10 protein-coding genes are annotated in these 18,816 nt (G+C 32.0%); 5 read left to right on the plus strand and 5 right to left on the minus strand.

From position 1 onward, the window contains the following. Positions 1-127: 127 nt before the first annotated feature. The 5 genes from BUB89_RS16720 (at position 128) to BUB89_RS16740 (ending at position 7,656) form a co-directional block, all read left to right on the plus strand. Positions 128-1,324 (plus strand): glycoside hydrolase family 2 TIM barrel-domain containing protein, encoded by a 1,197-nt coding sequence (locus BUB89_RS16720; protein WP_073247221.1) that lies wholly within the window; start codon positions 128-130, stop codon positions 1,322-1,324. A 5-nt stretch (positions 1,325-1,329) separates the two neighbouring features. Continuing rightward, positions 1,330-2,697: a sulfatase family protein gene (locus tag BUB89_RS16725; RefSeq protein ID WP_073247181.1), complete on the plus strand. Its 1,368-nt coding sequence runs from the start codon at positions 1,330-1,332 to the stop codon at positions 2,695-2,697. Positions 2,698-2,704: 7 nt separating this feature from the next. Beyond that, the gene (locus tag BUB89_RS16730; RefSeq protein ID WP_073247183.1) at positions 2,705-3,850 is read left to right on the plus strand and encodes a hypothetical protein; all 1,146 of its coding nucleotides are present in this window, start codon (positions 2,705-2,707) and stop codon (positions 3,848-3,850) included. A gap of 475 nt (positions 3,851-4,325) precedes the next feature. After that, entirely contained in the window at positions 4,326-5,660 is a 1,335-nt protein-coding gene (locus tag BUB89_RS16735; RefSeq protein WP_141384516.1) for a hypothetical protein, read from the plus strand. Between the two features lie 457 nt (positions 5,661-6,117). After that, entirely contained in the window at positions 6,118-7,656 is a 1,539-nt protein-coding gene (locus BUB89_RS16740) for an IS1182 family transposase (RefSeq protein ID WP_073247188.1), read from the plus strand. Positions 7,657-7,780: 124 nt separating this feature from the next. On the opposite strand, the gene BUB89_RS16745 is transcribed toward BUB89_RS16740, so the two are convergent. The 5 genes from BUB89_RS16745 to BUB89_RS16765 all read right to left on the minus strand — a co-directional run bounded on the left by BUB89_RS16745 (position 7,781) and on the right by BUB89_RS16765 (position 18,810). Then, positions 7,781-8,908, minus strand: a complete 1,128-nt coding sequence (locus BUB89_RS16745; protein WP_083552942.1) for a family 43 glycosylhydrolase — start codon at positions 8,906-8,908, stop codon at positions 7,781-7,783. Positions 8,909-9,214: 306 nt separating this feature from the next. Continuing rightward, complete coding sequence (locus BUB89_RS16750; RefSeq protein WP_073247190.1) at positions 9,215-10,834, minus strand: RagB/SusD family nutrient uptake outer membrane protein; 1,620 nt, start codon at positions 10,832-10,834, stop codon at positions 9,215-9,217. Between the two features lie 29 nt (positions 10,835-10,863). Continuing rightward, on the minus strand, positions 10,864-14,013 hold the full coding sequence (locus tag BUB89_RS16755) for a SusC/RagA family TonB-linked outer membrane protein (protein ID WP_073247192.1): 3,150 nt from the start codon (positions 14,011-14,013) through the stop codon (positions 10,864-10,866). A gap of 219 nt (positions 14,014-14,232) precedes the next feature. Beyond that, positions 14,233-15,420 (minus strand): aldose epimerase family protein, encoded by a 1,188-nt coding sequence (locus BUB89_RS16760; protein ID WP_073247194.1) that lies wholly within the window; start codon positions 15,418-15,420, stop codon positions 14,233-14,235. A 783-nt stretch (positions 15,421-16,203) separates the two neighbouring features. Then, positions 16,204-18,810 (minus strand): fibronectin type III domain-containing protein, encoded by a 2,607-nt coding sequence (locus BUB89_RS16765; RefSeq protein WP_073247196.1) that lies wholly within the window; start codon positions 18,808-18,810, stop codon positions 16,204-16,206. Positions 18,811-18,816 lie beyond the last annotated feature (6 nt).

Raw genomic sequence — 18,816 nt, forward strand, 5'->3', positions numbered from 1 at the left:
TATCAAATTCGTAATTAAACCATTTTCTAAAATTTGATTCTAATTCAAACTGGATTTTAATCACTTGTTAATTACAAAAAACACGGCAAAATCCATAAAACCAACACGCAAACAGAACAACCTGACAATGAATAAATTAATAATTTTACTAACTTTTATAGCAATATCATCAAGTTCATTTGCTCAAGAAGTAGATTACTCCAAACCAGTCAAAGGACAATGGACAAATCAGAAAGCAAAAGATTGGTATGCCAAACAGCCTTGGTTAGTGGGAGCCAATTATTTACCATCAACTGCTATTAATCAGATCGAAATGTGGCAAGCCTCTACGTGGGATCCTAAAACAATAGACAAAGAATTTGTATGGGCTCAGAATATGGGAATGAATACCATGCGTGTATTTTTACACGATCTTGTATGGGCATCAGATAAAAAAGGACTCTACAAACGTATAGATGAATTTTTAAATATTGCAAAAAAACACGGTATCCGTCCCTTTTTTGTATTTTTTGACGATTGTCACTTCCCGAATCCCACACTTGGAGTACAACCTTTGCCTGTAATAGGCTACCACAACTCCGGCTGGGTAAATTCACCCGCCAGAGAAATTGCAGTTAGATTTGCAAATGATGAAGCTTCTCCAGAAGAAGTAGCTCTACTAAAAGGATATATTCAAGAAACTATTTCTCATTTCAAAAATGACAAACGGATTTTAATGTGGGAATTATACAACGAACCTGGAAGAGGAAACAATTTAGATGGTTCCGATAAAAAAACAAGTCTTAATGATCACTCAAAAAAATTAGTTTATGCATCATGGCAATGGGCTCGTGAAATTAACCCTTCACAACCCATAACAGCAACTTCTGCAGGTAGTGCTGGTAAAATCAACATACAAATCAACCGCATAAATGCAGATATTATATCAATTCATAGTTATGAAAATGCAGAAAACATCGAAAAATTAATCCTTGATTACCAAACTGAAGACAGGCCAATTATTATGACTGAATGGTTAGCGCGCACTCAAGGAAGTACAGTTGAAGACATTTTACCCGTATTAAAAAAACACAATGTTGGAGCTGTAAATTGGGGCTTTGTATCTGGAAAAAGCGGTACCGTGTGGCCATGGTCTAGCCGCAGAGAAGACGGTAAAAACATTAGTGTAAATGAAAAAAGAGCACAAGGAAAAGTCGTAAAACCCGGCGAAGCCTTTCCTGAACCAGAAGTGTGGTTTCACGACTTATATAGAACAGATGGCACACCTTTTAACCAAAATGAAATTGAATTGTTTAAAAAATTAACCTCTAAAAAAAATCAATAAAAAAGATGAGAAATCAATTAGTGAAGTTGGTGTGGCTTACTTTTTGTCATTTATTCTATTTGACAACAGTACTTGCTCAAGAAAAACCAAATATCGTTTTTTACATTGCTGATGATGCCGGTTATTTGGATAATTCTTTTTTTGGAACTGGAGAAGTTCAAACACCTACTATGGAAAAATTAGCAAAAGAAGGGATGCGTTTTAATAATGCTTTTATTGCCTCTCCTGCTTGTGCTTGCAGTAGAGCTGCTTTACTTACAGGACTTATGCCAGCTAGAAATGGTGCCGAAGTAAACCATTCTTACCCTCACAAAGATATAAAAGTTATGACGCAATATTTACAAGATCAAGGATACGAAGTAATTGGTTTTGGAAAAGTAGCCCATGACAAAATGAATACTACTGCTGGATTTAATTTTTACAGTGAGCCAAAAGTAGATTTAGCAAAACAAGTAAAAGAATATTTTGCAACTCACGAGGTTAAAAAACCTATTTGTTTACTAGTAGGCGATCGAAGACCACATGTACCCTGGATAAAAGTACCCACTTATGATCCCGATAAAGTGACTATTCCCCCCTATTTTATTGACACAAAAGAAACCCGAATAGAAAGAGCAAGATACTATACCGATGTTACGGGTATGGACAAAGAAATGGGCGAAATTTTAGACATTGCCGAACAGCAATTTAAAGATAACCTTATCTTTGCTTTTAGTAGTGATCATGGAGCACAATGGCCTTTTGGGAAATGGAATTTGTATGATTTTGGTATTCGTACACCATTACTTATGATGTGGAAAGGAAAAATAGAGGCTGGTTCACAAACCAATGCGATGGTAAGTTGGGTTGATATTTTCCCAACATTTATTGATATTGCTAAAGGTAGAGTACCTAAAGACTTGGATGGAAAACCATTTACGGATGTACTCATGGGTAAAAAAAGTAATTTCAGGGAAAAAATTTATACCACTCATACGGGTGATGGTAAAATGAATGTTTACCCAATTCGAAGTGTTCGAACTTCTCAATACCATTATATTTTAAATTTACACACAGACTATTTACATACCAATCATTCTGATTTATTGAAAAAAGACGGAGCTGGATCTTATTGGACTTCTTGGTATCAAAAAGCAGCTGGAGACAAAAAAGCTATGGAAGTGGTCATGAAATACCATCAAAGACCAACACAAGAATTATACGACGTGATAAAGGATCCTTTGGAACAAAACAATTTGGCTCTAAATCCGAAATACAAAAAGGTTTTAGATAAAATGAAAAAAGATTTACATCAATGGATGAAATCACAAGGAGACACAGAAAAAATATACAATACACCAATTATAAAAACGGAAGACTTTCCCATAAAATGAAAATAAAATGAAAAAAATCACACTATTGCTATTCTCTATACTGTCGTTACAAACAGCTTTCGCACAACAAATAGGTGCTAATTTTAATGAGAATATTGAAAATATAGATCCATCTCTCCTCTCCAAAGCTGAGGTAAAATGGGTTCGTGGCTTTGTAAATATCCCTCGTTATTTTTTGACCGTAGATAAAAATGGGAAAGTAACTGGAGTAAATAACAAAGCCATCAAAAATTTTGACATTAGCCCTTTAACAAACCTTAAAGGATATAAAATAATTTTAAGCCTAAAACTTGATTTCAAATTTAAAAAAATTGGCGCTCCAGAGGAAAATTCAATGGAAGAAACTTATTTGTTAAATGCCATTAAACTCTTTTTGACGGAGAAAAATTTAGGTAATAAAATTAACATTTTAGTCGTAGGTAACGAACCTATGTGGGAAACCCCAAATGGAGATGCTAAAAAATTAGGAGCCATTACTAATAAAATCATTACACTTTCGAATGATTTAAAAATTAGTCAAAATTGGAATTATGAAATATTCACAGGGGCCTTAAACCGTGTAAGTGAATTGCAAAAAAATGATATTGTAGCTGAAATAATAAAAATAACTAAAGAAAACCCATTAGTAGATGGTATTGATTTACACATCCATACTAATGAATTAATAAAAGCAAATGATGATCCTGCTTACATTAGAAATGAGGCTAAAATAACTAAAAAAATAATCTGTACAGAGTTTTCTATAGTGCGTCTTTTTGAAACCTACAGCAATGAATCCTTAGGATTATGGGGAACACAAAATGGATATCCTTCAGACATGAAACTTTACGAATGGTTAAATCTTGTTCAGCAAAAAGCAATTGATAAAAACCCAATTAAACCTGAAATTTTAATGGACTATTTTAATAGTCAAAGTTGGTATCCTAAACAGTGGTTTAATGCCTTTCTAACCTCTTTCAAAAAAAACAATGTCTCCATAGCCACTTATGGATTACAAAACACATTAAAAGACAAACCTAAAATACTCAACGCCAAATCTCCTTTATGGATTTTAAACTTTGTATATAACGGTGGGGTTTTAGGTAATGACAATTCAGGTCTAGGGAATAAAAATCCTTTGGTGTATCCAGAGTTTGAGGCTTCCAAAAAATAAAAGCAATCCAGATTTAATATTTTTTAGGCAGTAGTAAGTGTTTCTTTACTACTGCTTTTTTATTTAATATTTAAAATCCTTGAGTAGAATTAGTACTAATCTTAAGGAGCAAGGAATTATTTATTTGGTTAAGAAAGAAAAAATCAACAATTATCCTATAATTAAACACAATGTTGATTATCAATTCATTCTTAATTAAGGAAATTTATTAAATATAATTGAAGGATAACCACTTTAATTATAACACAAACTATTATCAGAAATACTGTTAATAGATGAACCTAATAATTAACTATTAAAATCAACCAAAATTATGTTAAGAAACAACAAACCTAAACTAAAGCTACATTCAAAACTGTTGGCTTTACTATTCATTTTAACAACATTTATCTCTTGTACAGACACAACCGAGAACACAAAACAATCACTAGAGACCAACAAATCTATTACTCAAGAAAGTGCTATTAATAGCAAAATGGAGCAATTAAACGTATCAGTAATCAATCAAACTATAGTTACCAATCTTACACAAAGTGGTGGCCCTGATATTAATTATTTAAGAGGAATGGCTCTAGGAGGAAACGGTGGTTTTGTAGATACTAATACTAACCCAAAAACGGTAATGGATCTAATGTCAACAAATAATTTTAAAGCTATTAATGGAATCCGTAACTTATATAAAGAGCCTAAACTTGGAAATGGCGAATTTTATAAAGAAGGAACCGTTTATAAAAACAGACAACAAGCAGATTATACCAATATTAGAAACTACGCTAAGAACAAAGGCTTTGTCATCATCAATCAAGTTGCTGGCACACCAGATAATACATCAAATCCATTATACCCATTAGATACATCCTATTTTACCTCTGATGGGGATTATGTACCATTACCTACAACAGGTGCATCTATGCAAGCCTTTCAAGACAATTATGTACAATGGGCATTAGCTGCTGATCAAGCATTAGGGGCTAACTATCATTCTATTTGGATTGGGCATCAAGAACCTACGCATACATTAGGAACAAAAGTACCTACTACTGATGCAACTAAAAAAGAAAACATTAATCGTTTTGTTGATTACTGGAAACCTATTGCAGCTGGTTTAAAAGCTGGTGGTGCAAAAGTGGGAGGTATTCAACTTCCATCAGATGCCAATGGATTATATCAATATGCTGTTGATCGATTAAAATTAAAACAAGTAGATGTAGATTACTTAACTTTTCAGTTTTACAGATGGGGAGAGCCAACTGCTATAGCAAGTGCCATTTCGGCATTAAATAGCTATAATCAAACCTATTCAGGAACCAAAATCATAATTGACCGTGGTCATTGGCACAAAGAATGTTGTGATGGGATTATTTCAGAAGCAGTAACTACAAGTAAAGGAATGATTGATTATTTGAAAGGAGAAAAGCTATTGATGGATGATGCTAATTTAATTTATGCCGCTATGTATGACAATACTCAAACCAATGCTAATAACTTACAATGGAAAATACATTCTTGGCTTAACAATACTTCAAACAAAAGAAGACCTTTAACAGGGCTTCCAGCTGGAATTAATGGTTTTGCCTTAGGAGGAACTAGTGCTTTTTATGCAGTTATATGGAGTAAATCTGCCAATACAAATAACATAACATTAAGAGTTGATGGCTCAACCTTTTCGTCATCTGCAAATCTTGTTGTGAAAAAAGCATCCGATACTAATTTTACAACAGTAACAAGTACTTGGAATAGCACAGCAAAAACTATCGGCCCTATAACGATGCTTACAAATGAAATTTATTTAATTTCATTAAAACCATAATAATCATAAATTATATGGAGAAAAGGTTATTTTTCTCTAATATAGTTATTAATAGATTTCTAATATGACCGATTTTGAAATTCAATTTCGGTCATTTTTCATTTTAAAACGATATTCAATATTTTTGAAAAAAGGCTCCGATTAAACACTTTTGGGGACAGTGTCATTTTTAAAACAAATTAATATATTAAGTAATGAATACTCTTAAATGTCGTGTTTTAAAATTACACAAAAACGATTCAACTTAATGAATTTCATCTTTTTTATCGAAGTTTTTACACCTTTGACTTTTAAAATTTCGACTTATTTATAATCAAAATTTTCTCTGAACTTTTTGAAATGCTTTTATAAATAAAAAAATGAAGCCGTCTCAAAACTGAGGCGGTTTTTTTATGCTTACATTTGTTTTTGTATAGGTTATTTCGTATTTTTAAGTATTGATTTACAGATATTAAATATGAAATTCAAGCATTATAATCAACAACAAACGGTGCTTTTACCTTATTCGTTTGACGATTTGATTCCCGAGCAACATCCTGTTCGAGTAGTTGACTACGTAGTGGAGTCGATTAACATCCAACCACTTTTAAAAGCTTACAGCAAAGAAGGTAATCCAGGCTATCATCCAAAGATGTTGCTTAAAGTGATGTTGTATGCCTATATGACCAATGTTTATTCCTCTCGCAAAATAGAATTGGCTCTTCGTGAGAATATCAACTTTATGTGGTTAACCTCAATGACCATTGTCGATCACAATACCATTAACCGTTTTAGGAGTAATAAACTAAAAGACAGTTTTAAAGAAATCTTCAAACAAGTAGTGTTGATGTTGGCATCAGAAGGGTTAATTACGCTCAAACAAATCTATACTGATGGCACGAAAATAGAAGCCCAAGCGGGTCGCTATACTTTTGTTTGGGGCAAAAGTATTAAAACCAACAAAGCTAAAATGCTTACCCAGTTAGAAGATTTATGGAATTATGCCCAAAGTATTGATAATGATGACAACCCTGATCCAGAGCCAACCCAGTTCAAGGAAATCAATAAAGAAGTAATCGAGCAAACAGTAGCCAAAATAGACGCTAAACTCTCTGGAAACGAAAAAGCCAGCTCCAAATCAAAAGCCAAATTACGCTACATCAAAAATAATTTTGTAGCCAATTTAGAAAAATACGAACAACAAGAAGCTATTTTAGCAGAACGCAACAGCTACAGTAAAACCGATACAGAAGCCACATTTATGCGTATGAAAGAAGACCATATGCGAAACGGACAACTCAAACCGGCTTATAACACCCAAATATCAACCGAGAATCAAATCATCGTTCATTATACCATTCATCAAAACCCAACTGATACCAAAACCCTGAAACCTCATTTAGAAAATTTTGAAAAAACCTTTGGGAAAGAAACACTTCAGCAATTGAAAGAAATAACAGCCGATGCAGGTTATGGCAGTGAAGAAAACTACGATTATCTGCAAGAAAAAGAGCTTACCGCTTACGTAAAATACAATACTTTTGACAAAGAGCAAGACAAAAACTATCAAAAAAAGAACAAACCATTTAGCAAAGAAAATCTCTATTATAATCAAGAAGAAGATTATTATGTCTGTCCAATGGGGCAAAAAATGCACAAAACCCATCAAAGCAAGCGTACCACCGAAGCAGGGCACACACAATCATTGAGTCATTATCAAGCAAAGAACTGTGAGAGTTGCCCACTGCGAGGGCAATGTTTTAAAGCCAAAGGAAACAGAAGCATTGAGCGAAACCACAACCTTGAAAGACACAAACAAAGAACAAGAGAGTTACTACTAAGTGAAACAGGGATCCAAAAAAGAAAACAACGCACCGCCGATGTAGAACCAGTGTTTGCTCAACTCAAGCATAACAATGGATTTAGACGATTTTCTCTAAAAGGACTTGAAAAAGTAGAATTAGAGTTCGGATTAATGGCTTTAGGACATAATTTAAGAAAGAAAATTGCCGCTTAAGGACAATTTTTGCTTGTTTTAGAAAAATCAAAAAATCAGACCAAATAAACACATATGAAAAAACCGCCTCAAATTATGTTTTGAGACGGCTTCAGCTAGTAATATTTTATAAATTAATAATAAATCACCTATTATCATCAATACTAAACTTTCCATCTTTGTACTTGATTGGAAAAATTGCAGCACGAGTCACAAAAGGTCTCTTCATTAAATCTCCCCTTGGGTTTCCAAACATAGTACTCCACCAATTACCTTTTTTGTCTTTAAAAAAATTATTATGACCTCCCCCAGTAGCAACAGTATATCGTTCTGAATAAGGTCCATAAATATTATCAGCAGAAGCTACTACAACATCATAAGAATATAAATTTTGCTCACGAACTTTATTGTTTTTGTAAGGATTTAAGCCATTATATGAAAACGTACCATCAGGTTGTCTTACACTCCAAATAGCTTGTATCAAATGATATTTCCCTCCTTCTTTTACAATATAAGCACCCTCTATATAAGGTTCAGTTTCGTATTTGGTCTCATTAAATTTTCTTAATGGTTCAGCAAACCCACTCATATCGGGCTTCATTTTAGCAATTTCATGGTTATGTCCAATAAAATAAGTAGTACCATCTTCGTCTTCAAAAAGACTTCCATCAATTCGTGGAAAAATAGGTCCTTTCTCATTATCCTTAATATTAACATAAGGTCCTTCTGCTTTACCGCTTGTGCTTTTTAAAATATAGGAACCATTCCCATTAGGATTTTCAGGGACACAGGCAACTACAAAATAAGTTTTTTGGCTTTTGATATAATGTACTTCTGGAGCCCACAAGGTTCTTCTTTTTTCACCAATTAAGTTTTGATTTAAATCTTCTTTAGGCCCTCCTTTAACAACATCAAATTCACCTTGCCAAGTTGCGTCTTTATCCAGAGACCAAACTATGCCTAGATCTTCCCATTTTTTTAAATCTTTAGATCGCCAAATTTGTAAACCTGGACTTAAATCTCTTGAAGTTGTTCTTCCTTCCATACCAATAGTTCCTGTCAAGTAATAATACCCGTCATTTCCTAATTTCACAAAAGTATCACGCAACCACAAATCCAATAACGGTTTTACTGTTGCAGGTATTTGAGTCTCTTTTGCATATACATCTACTACTCCATACGCTGCTTTAGTTGAAGGATTTAAAACAGTATTTTGACTGTTTTTGCAAGAAAACAAAACAGTAACGAATAATATTGAAAAAAAATATTTCATCTTTAAATAATTTTTATTTTTTTGAGGTACATCCCTCCTTAATAATTTTAATCAAGTAAATAGCTTGATTTTCTATATAATTCTTTAAACAGAAGATTTGTTGATTATTAAATCGTCTAATTAATTGATTATAAATTTCAATCAATTGTACATTGAAAATTGAAATCTAATTGATCCCTTTTTAAAGATTTAGTTTAAGTCTCTAAAAAAGGCATAAGTTGTAGGTTAGATATTATTAAACAGTTGAAAATTTTAAAAACTCATATCTTGTTTAATAATGTTTTTACATCTGCTTTAATAAAATTTCTAATTATACCCTATGATGTTTAGAGTAAATTGATTTTTAACTATGCTTAACTCCTTTGCTGGTATAGGTAATAGAACATGGAAATCTCTTATATTTTGAGGAGAAACAACTTTTAAGTTCACATTAAAGGTATTGTTTTTAGCTACATAATCCGGTCTGACTACGTTCTTAACTGTACTCATTAACCTTCCCCAACGTACCAAATCATATCTTCGATGGCCTTCATAACAAAGCTCCCATCCACGCTCCCAAAAAATAGCTTCTTTAAAAGCATCTTTAGGATTTGAAAGATTGATTCCTGCATCAGAAGCCTGCCAATTTGGATATAGACTTGCAAAATTGGTTCCATTGTAGGCTGTCAATTTAACTCTTGTACGCACCCTATTCAAATACCCATAAGCCTTTACAGTTGGACCATTTACTTCATTTTCAGCTTCTGCAGCCATTAACAAAACATCATCAAAACGAAGAATAGGAATATTCAATGGAGTAGAAAAACCTACATAAACCCCATTAATATCAAAACTATTAGGTTCTGGTCTAAACTTTGCAATAGTATAATTCTGAACATTTGCAGCACCATAAGTTCTAAAAGTCCCATTAGCATTGTAGGTTGAATCCGTAACATTCCAACGTTGTCTAATGATATCCTGACTAGAATATGTCGTATAAAAACTTGGCATCACTCTAGGAGTACCAAAACCAGCATTTGCAATATCATTTGAAGGACCTGCATATCCTCCCCATTTTCCCCATCGTGAACCTTCTTGATCCCCTGCGAGAGACTGAGCATCGAAGATAATCTCAGTATTATTCTCATTAATTTCTCTGAAAACATTTTTGTATTGACTCAACAATTTATAAGGATATGTTCCATTATCTGAAAGAGTAATAAACTCATTAGCCTCTGCCAATGCTAGGTTATAATGACTTAAACCTTTGTTCAATGGAGCTCCTGCCATTGTCAAATAAACTTTTATCAAAAGTCCATGAGCAGCACCTGCTGTAACACGTCCTGTTTGTGTTTGTTTTATTGGTAATTTTTCTTTAGCAAAAACTAAATCCTCTACAATTTGATTGTAAACATCTTCTATCGGTGCTCTAGTATATATCTTAGACAAATCCTCTGCAGGTTCTGTTTCTAAAGGGACATCCCCCCATAAACGAACTAAATTAAAATAGTAAAGTGCTCTTAAAGCATAAGCTTCTGCTAAATAAACATCTTCAATTTCTTTTGCTACTAGACCAGATTGTTTTACTCCTTTAATATAGAAATTAACTCTTGCAATTCCTTTATATGAAGCTTGCCAGGTAGCTTCTACCAATCCATAGGTGTCAGTTAATGTATAATTATCAAGAGGTTCAAAATCATTACTTGCAGAATTGGTGGTAAATGTGTCTGTACCAAGTTCTCCTAGTATTCCTAAATTAAATCCATACATAGCCTGATTATTGAGAATATCATAAAGTCCAATAACTCCTAATTCTAAATCTTTCTTAGATTCAAAAAAATTATTTTGTGACAATGCACTTTTAGGGTTTTCCTCTAAAAAACTTTCACAAGAAACTAATTGTAAAAAAATACATATTGTGATTAAAAATTTTCCTATTATTTTCATTTTTCTTATTTTTAAATTATTGTTGGTTTTTAAAAAGCAACATTAAGTCCCCACATTAAATTTATACTTCTTGGATAAGAACCAAAATCAACTCCTTTAATCAATCCATTATTTCTGGTTGTATTCACATCAGGATCATATCCTTTATACTTGGTAAATAGTAATAAGTTATTACCACTCATGTACACTCTGAATTTCGAGATTTTAAGCCTTTCAGCTAAAGGAATTGTATATCCAATAGTCACATTTTGCAATCTTAAAAAAGAAGCATCTTCTACATATTCATCTATAGGACTGAGAAATGCATTTGTTCCAATTGCTGGTAAATTGCCATCAGGATTTCCTACTGAGATTAAATTTCCTGCATCATCATAAGTTGGAGCCAGAAAAGAATTATCTAAAATACTTTTAGATTTATTCCTATCATCTTGCGGATTTTCCAAAACAAAACGGTTTGCGTTATATACTTCTTGACCGACTGAAAATGCAAAGAAAAAACTTAAATCAAAGTTATTGAATTGGAAATTATTAGTCAGTCCACCAAAATATTTAGGTTGATTTGATCCAATAACGGTTCTGTCATTAGTATCTATTATACCATCACCATTAATATCCTTTATTTTCCACCCTCCTAACTGAGAATTATTAGCTTTTGGTGAATTATCAAAATCTTCTTGGTTTTTAAATATACCATCTGTTTTATATCCAAAAAACTCTCCTATTTCACCTCCCTTACGATAAATCATAAGATTACTAAATTCACCACCACCAAAATCAGCATAGAATTCATCAATTTCTCCTAATGATGTAATCTTATTTTTATAAACTGAGATATTGAAATCAGTAGTCCAATTAAACTTTTTAGTATTAAAATTTTTAGTAGTCAAAGTAACCTCCAATCCTTTATTTTCAATTGATCCTGCATTTTGATATGGATTTCCATCTACACCTACAACGCTTGAAACAGGAATAGCTAATAATACATCATGTGTTCTTTTAATAAATCCATCAATACTTAAACTAATTTTATTTTTAAAAAAGCCTAAATCGAAACCTAAATTATTTTGAATACTGGTTTCCCATTTTAAATTTTCATTTGCTAATTGACTAAAAACTAAACCTGTTTGTAATCCCCCTCCAAAACTATAGGTAACATCATTTAAAAGAGCTAGAGACTCATAAGATGGAATAGCCTGATTACCAGAAGTTCCCACAGAGTAACGAACCCTTAAATTATTTATCCAATTAGCATTTTCCAAAAACTTTTCTTTATGCATATTCCATGCAAATGAACCTGAAGGAAAGAAAGCATATTTATTAGCTGTAGGGAATTTTGAAGAACCATCTATACGTCCCGTAAAAGTTAAAAAATACTTATTATCATAACTGTAATTAAACCTGCCTAAATAAGAGTTTAAAGAAAACTCTACAAGAGAATTTATTGGGGCAATTAAATCAGTACCTACACCAATATCAAAAACGCCTGTATTATCATATACAAAACCTTGATTCTGAATATTCAAAAAATCACGACTCCCCTTTTCAATAGTATATCCTGCCATTGCTTTCAAATTGTGCTTACCCCAATCATTCTTATAATGAAATAAATGTTCAAAACTAAATTGTTTCGAATCTGTTCTAAGAATTTGTGCATACCCATTTAATCTCTTTCCTGCAGCAGTAGTTGTTGGAAAATAACGATTACTCTCATCAAAGGTTAAACTCCCTCCAATACGGGTTTGCATTTCAAAATTTTTAGCAAATTCATAAAACGTATTTATATTTGCTGTAATTCTTGATTGTTTATTATCATTTGTTACCTGTGTAGCATACAAATATGGATTAGTAAGAAAATCCAACTCTTCATCTGAACCAGTAGACAAATCTGGATCTGAATTCAAAGCATCTCTACCTCCCAAAGGTCTAGCAAAAAACACTTTACTTACAACTCCTGCGAAATCATTATTAGGTCCCCCTGAAGCGTATACAGAACCTTTTCTATTACTCTGAGAAAAATTCATACTACCTGTCAGCTTAAATTTATCTGAATTTGCATTAACATTCAATAAACCTGTGTAACGTTCAAAATCATTATCCACAATAATCCCTTCTTGATTCAAATAACCTAAAGAAGCAAAAAAGCTTGTTTTATCACTTCCTCCTCTAAAATTAAATTGTTGATTTTGCATAAAAGCTTGTCTATAAACTTCATCTTGCCAGTCAATTCCTAATGAAGCTTCATCAATTTTGTTTGGATCTACATAAAAAGGATTATTTACATCTGTGAATAAAGATCCATTTGGGTTTCTTAAATACTGATATTGATAATATTCCCTACCGTTCAGTAAATCCAACTTATTTGAAATTCTTTCTGTACCATAAGAAGAATCATAAGTAATTGCTAATTTCCCTGCTTTACCTTGCTTTGTTGTAATTAAAACTACTCCATTTGCTCCGCGAGACCCATAAATTGCAGTAGCTGAAGCATCTTTTAAAATTTCGATAGATTCTACATCATTTGGATTAATCCCTGACATTGGATCAGAAGGTAAGGATGAATAAATACCTCCTTCTCCACCTGTAGCTACATCTTTTTGAATAGGCACACCATCAATAACATACAAAGGTTCATTTGTTCCGTTAATACTAGATGTTCCTCGAACAGAAATCTTCAATCCTGCCCCTGGCCCTCCTTCATTAGTAGTTACTTTTACACCACTTACACGACCTTGTAATGCAGACTCTATAGATGTTCCGGTGGATTTTGTTAATTCATTATTTTTAACTGTACTAACAGCTTCTGTCAATTCCGACTTTCTAGACGAACCGTATCCTACTACCACTACTTCGTCTAAATTTTCTGTATCAGATTGCATAGCAAAATTTATAGTGCTTTTTCCGTCCACTTTTACACTTTTACTTTTTACCCCAATATAACTCACCATCAACACAGCATTAATTGGTACATTTTTTATTACGTACTTACCATCAATATCTGTTTGAGTTCCATTTGTAGTTCCAACAACTAAAATACTTGCACCAGGCAAAGCTAGTCCATCACTAATAGTAGTTACCCTTCCTGTTACATCAATTTTTTGTGCACTTGTAACAGACAAAATACCAAAAAACATAACTAATACTAGTATTATGTCTTTGTAATTCATTTTTTTTCTAATCATAATTATTTTGGTTTAGTTAGTGTTATTTTACTAAAATCTCTTTTTTTTTAGTAAAAAAAAATGTTTTTATAAAAATTACAACACAATATTACAGGTATATCAAAAATGTAATCTGTACTTTTAAATAAAAAACAAGGACAAATGTTTATTTTCTATTTTTTTAAAAAAATTATAAAATATTGAACTTATACATAAATTGTACTTTAAAGATTAGAAGAATTATTTATTTACAGAAAATTTATAGACACAGCTAGACTTATAAACCTTCCCCACTTTTAATAAGGTAGAAGGAAAATTAGAGTGATTAGGTGAATCTGGAAAATGTTGAGTTTCTAAACAAAATGCACCTCTATAAATATAAGGCTTACCACTTTTACCTTTAGTTTTACCATCTAAGAAATTTCCTCCATAAAACTGCAATCCAGGTTCATTAGTATAAACTTCCATAACCCTTCCACTTTTTGGCTCTTCAACCCGAGCAGCGAAACATAAACCTTCATCATTTTTAAGAGAATTATTCAACACAAAATTATGATCATAACCTTTTCCAAATTCTAACTGCTCATTTATAACATCTAAATCTTTACCAATTTTTTTTACTGACCTAAAATCGAATGGAGTACCTATAACTGATGCTAATTCTCCAGTAGGTATCAATCCTTCATCTACTGGTGTATAACGATCAGCATTAATTTCTAAAAGATGGTCATTGATTGTACCACTACCTTCACCTGCCAAATTAAAGAAAGAATGGTGTGTTAAATTAATAATTGTATTTTGATCAGTTGTTGCAGAGTAATCAATTTTTAATTCATTCGCATCTGTCAAAACATAATGAATTTTAACTTTCAGGTTTCCGGGATATCCCTCTTCGCCATCTACTGAAGTCCTTGTAAACTCTATTTCATTTTCCCCTATTTGGTGAGCTTCCCATACACAATTATTGAATCCTTTATTGCCACCATGCAAATGATTTTTTTTATTATTTGTTGTTAACTGATATACTTTATCATCGATAGAGAATTTACCCTCAGCGATCCTATTTCCATATCTTCCAATAGTTGCTCCAAAATATTTTTCTCTAGCAGATTTATATGTATTAATATCTTTAAATCCTAAAACAACATCAGCAAAATTTCCATTTCTATCAGGTATCATTAACGATATTAATCTTTGCCCATAGTTTGTAAAGGAAGCTACAATACCGTTCTTATTTTTTAAAACATACAAATCTGTATTTTTACCATCGATTTTGAGTTTAAAATCATCCGATTTTAGATTTGTTACAAGTTCTATTGAACCTTGCTTATTCTGAGTATCATTATTAAATACCGTATTGTCTTTTTGTTTACAACCTACAACATTGATTGCAAAAACAAATAACAAAAGAGATTCTATTCTTTTCATTGCTTTAAAATTTTAATTACTATAGCAAAATAATGAAACAAAAAAACGAGGTATAAGCATCATAATGTAATATATCTGTACAATGGTTTAAAATCATTAAGAATAAACAAAATTGTTGATTAAAAAACATCTTTATTTATAATATGTTCAAAAGTGAAAGTTGGGTAGGCACTAAAAACTTTTTTATTAAAGAGTAGGTGTTTTATTTAGAAAAAACAAACCCCGAAATTGCTCAAAACGAGTCAAAAACGGGGGCTTTGTAAATTTGGCTAAAAAATAATACGTTTAAGCGTGGATATGCAAATAAAAACTACATAATAGGTTTAAGCTACATTTTTGTAATTAATTTGATTGTTAAATTCTTCAATGGTTGCATAATTTAAAGTAAAACACCTCCTTTTTTATAGGTTAGAACATATGATAAGTATCTCAATCTCTAACAATATCTGAAGCTCATAAATATCAGAACTTTCAGGTTTCTCACCAATTAACTCAACTTTTATATATACTTTATATTGCCAACTGATTCAATCTTTAGATATCTCTATACAAATTGCCAATGCTGGCAAAAGCTCACATTCGCAAACAGGATGACGTGAGTAAAAAAAAAATCTTGCTCCTGTTCGTTCCAAACCTCCTCAGGTCTGCCGAACCCTTATAAACTAGATATGTATATAACGACAGGACAGGTTGTTTTCGTCATACTAGTTTGAAAAAAAAGTTATTCTTAAAATGATTGTAAAAATCAACATTTTCATATTATTTTTTTTTTAAAACAAATTATTAATCTGTTGTTATTGATGTATTGGACTCTTTACTAAACAAACTCTTACCATTGTTATTGATATAGGCTTTAATAGCAAATTTTGATTGTTTTGCCAATTCCGTATAAGGCACAAAAACCTGAAAAGTTCCTGAGCCCGCAGACATGTTTTTTCCTTTTACCAATTGCTCTTCCACTGTTAGATAAGATATATTTTCAATTTTAACACCATAAGAATACTCGCCATCCAACAGGATATTTTTAAAAGCGACTTTAAACAGGTAGCCTTCTTTTTGTTTTTCAACATTTGTAATTTCTATTGAATATTTAGCATCTAAATTTAATAAAGTTGCAGTATTGGGATAAAAATTACTTTCACCAGCAGTAGTTTCTGCTTTTACTGTATAAAAATACGTTTTATGTTTTTCAGGTGTTTCATCTTTATAAAAAGGTGTTTTTATCCCAGATGCTATTTTTTTATACTCATGAAGCACTTCTCCTCTATAAACGTTATATGTGGTTTCTGGAATTATAGAATCCTGTTCGATCCACTTGACTGAAACACTTCCATCCAAATTTCGAATAGCTGAGACATTTCTGGGACTTAATGGTACTTTTCTTGAAAGCATTAATGTTTCAGGTTTTGAAAACTCTCCTAAACCTAGACCATTATATGCAGCTACTGAAAATTGATAAGGTACATCAAACATCAAGTCTTCTACTCTAAATCCATAAACATTATTAGCATCAACTACCTTTACTTTATTGGTTTGTGTATTAATGTATTTTAACTTGTAACCATCGGCACTTGAAACACTTTTCCAAAAAATGGTAGCAGTATTATCTCTTCTGGATGTTTTGAAAATTTCAGGAACTTCAGGAATACTATTTTTAAAAAAAACCATATTTGAAAACTCACTCACACCTTTGCTATTTTCGGCTAACATCTTAAAATAGTAGTTTTTTTCATGTTGCAACTTTTCTATTAAAATATTTGTTTTAGTAATATCTGTAATCTGAATTTCATTAGATAAATTGTTCGGACTATTACCATAAAAAACCTTATAACTCTTTATGTTCTCAATTCTTCCCCAGGTTAATTTTATTCCAGAATCAAACACTTCTGCTTTATAAATAGTAGGCTGTAATGGCTTTGTAACTATTCTAGATTTCCATTTTGCAACAGTCAAACTATATGGAGGAATATTAATTTTGCCCGATTTAAAAAGAGCTTCTTTTATATCAGTATTCTGAATTTCTAAATTTGCTGCCGCAATATATTTTATTTGAACATTCTGATTTAAGAACTCATCATTCATTGCTATTTTAAAATCTTTAGATTTCCCGCTTCGGTTTGCAAAAACCAAATAATCATAGCCATTTATACCGCGATAAGCTTGAGCATAATACCCCGTTTCCATAGTTGTCGTTAAACTTGGAACTTTCAAATCATTCGCAGCTACATGAATATCAAAAACAAAATTTGAATTATTAGTAACCTCATGGAAAATTTCATAGGCTTTTCCTTCTAGTTGTCTATTAATTCCTGTAGCTATTCTTTCTGTTTGAAGTTTTTTACCTTCTTTAAAAGCTTTTTCAATTAGACTGTTAATGTTTTCCTTTGGAGAATACTTGCTACTTATCTCATGAGCACCCACATACCAAGTGTTCTTATGCTCTAATTGCCTCATCACGTACTCTATGTTGTAAATACTTGAATAAATACCATTCAAAGACTTATTCCAAACTCCAAATTCAGTTATAACCATCGGTACTCCTTCCCATGTATAATCTTCAATTTCATTCATGGCTTCGTCCGATGTTGCTTCTAAAAGTTTAGTATTTCCTCTTTTATAAGCATCATCCAAGGATTCTGTTTTGCCAGTATGTGGCGCATAGGAATGTTTTGAAAACACATTCCAATAAGCACCCTTCTCTTTTTGGTATTGGTTGATTTCTTTCATGAAGCCCCAAATACCATCCCAACTATTATTTAATGCAAGATAAGCATCTGGAAATACTTCTTTAATTGCATCTGCATGCGGTTTCATTTTTGCGGCATAATCGTATCCGTTATTCCACCAGTAACGTTCCCTGTGAGGCACATAAAAATAAGGTTCGTTACAAAACTGCCATGTTGCAACTTCTATATTGTTATTTTTACAAAACCTTGCTAACTCTCTTGTCATTTGGGGTGTTTCAGTAAAACCATTAATGGTAACTATTAATTTACCATTAATTTCTCCTAAAAGCTGATACAAGTCCAATATACGGTGTGGTCCTTTAATCTTGGTAAATCTATAGCCTTTTAAATATTCTTTTGAATGATCAAACATCATCGCATAATCAATATCATACAGTCCTGTAGCACTACTAAAAGCGTCTCCCATCGTTCCAGAAAAATATCGCAACCAACCAGGCTTTAGCTCGTGTACTGCTTGCCTAAAATCTGGATGCATATAACTCCAAATTCTGTCAGCTATACGTACATTAAAACCACTGGATCCCACTTTTATTGGATGACCTTTTTTTGTATTTATTGAGATAATTGCCTCTTCATTCTGCGCAAATACATGAAAACAAAACAGGGTAAAAAATAAAACAAAACTGTTTCTTAAAAAATTCATTAGCTG

The sequence above is a fragment of the Flavobacterium flevense genome, assembly GCF_900142775.1.
In the GTDB taxonomy this organism is placed as follows: Bacteria; Bacteroidota; Bacteroidia; order Flavobacteriales; family Flavobacteriaceae; genus Flavobacterium; species Flavobacterium flevense.

What these genes read in the sequence shown, in the direction of transcription:
- BUB89_RS16720 (WP_073247221.1), top strand. Translation starts at nt 128, where the DNA reads ATGAATAAATTAATAATTTTACTAACTTTTATAGCAATATCATCAAGT.
- BUB89_RS16725 (WP_073247181.1), top strand. Translation starts at nt 1,330, where the DNA reads ATGAGAAATCAATTAGTGAAGTTGGTGTGGCTTACTTTTTGTCATTTA.
- BUB89_RS16730 (WP_073247183.1), top strand. Translation starts at nt 2,705, where the DNA reads ATGAAAAAAATCACACTATTGCTATTCTCTATACTGTCGTTACAAACA.
- BUB89_RS16735 (WP_141384516.1), top strand. Translation starts at nt 4,326, where the DNA reads ATGGAGCAATTAAACGTATCAGTAATCAATCAAACTATAGTTACCAAT.
- BUB89_RS16740 (WP_073247188.1), top strand. Translation starts at nt 6,118, where the DNA reads ATGAAATTCAAGCATTATAATCAACAACAAACGGTGCTTTTACCTTAT.
- BUB89_RS16745 (WP_083552942.1), bottom strand. Translation starts at nt 8,908, where the DNA reads ATGAAATATTTTTTTTCAATATTATTCGTTACTGTTTTGTTTTCTTGC.
- BUB89_RS16750 (WP_073247190.1), bottom strand. Translation starts at nt 10,834, where the DNA reads ATGAAAATAATAGGAAAATTTTTAATCACAATATGTATTTTTTTACAA.
- BUB89_RS16755 (WP_073247192.1), bottom strand. Translation starts at nt 14,013, where the DNA reads ATGATTAGAAAAAAAATGAATTACAAAGACATAATACTAGTATTAGTT.
- BUB89_RS16760 (WP_073247194.1), bottom strand. Translation starts at nt 15,420, where the DNA reads ATGAAAAGAATAGAATCTCTTTTGTTATTTGTTTTTGCAATCAATGTT.
- BUB89_RS16765 (WP_073247196.1), bottom strand. Translation starts at nt 18,810, where the DNA reads ATGAATTTTTTAAGAAACAGTTTTGTTTTATTTTTTACCCTGTTTTGT.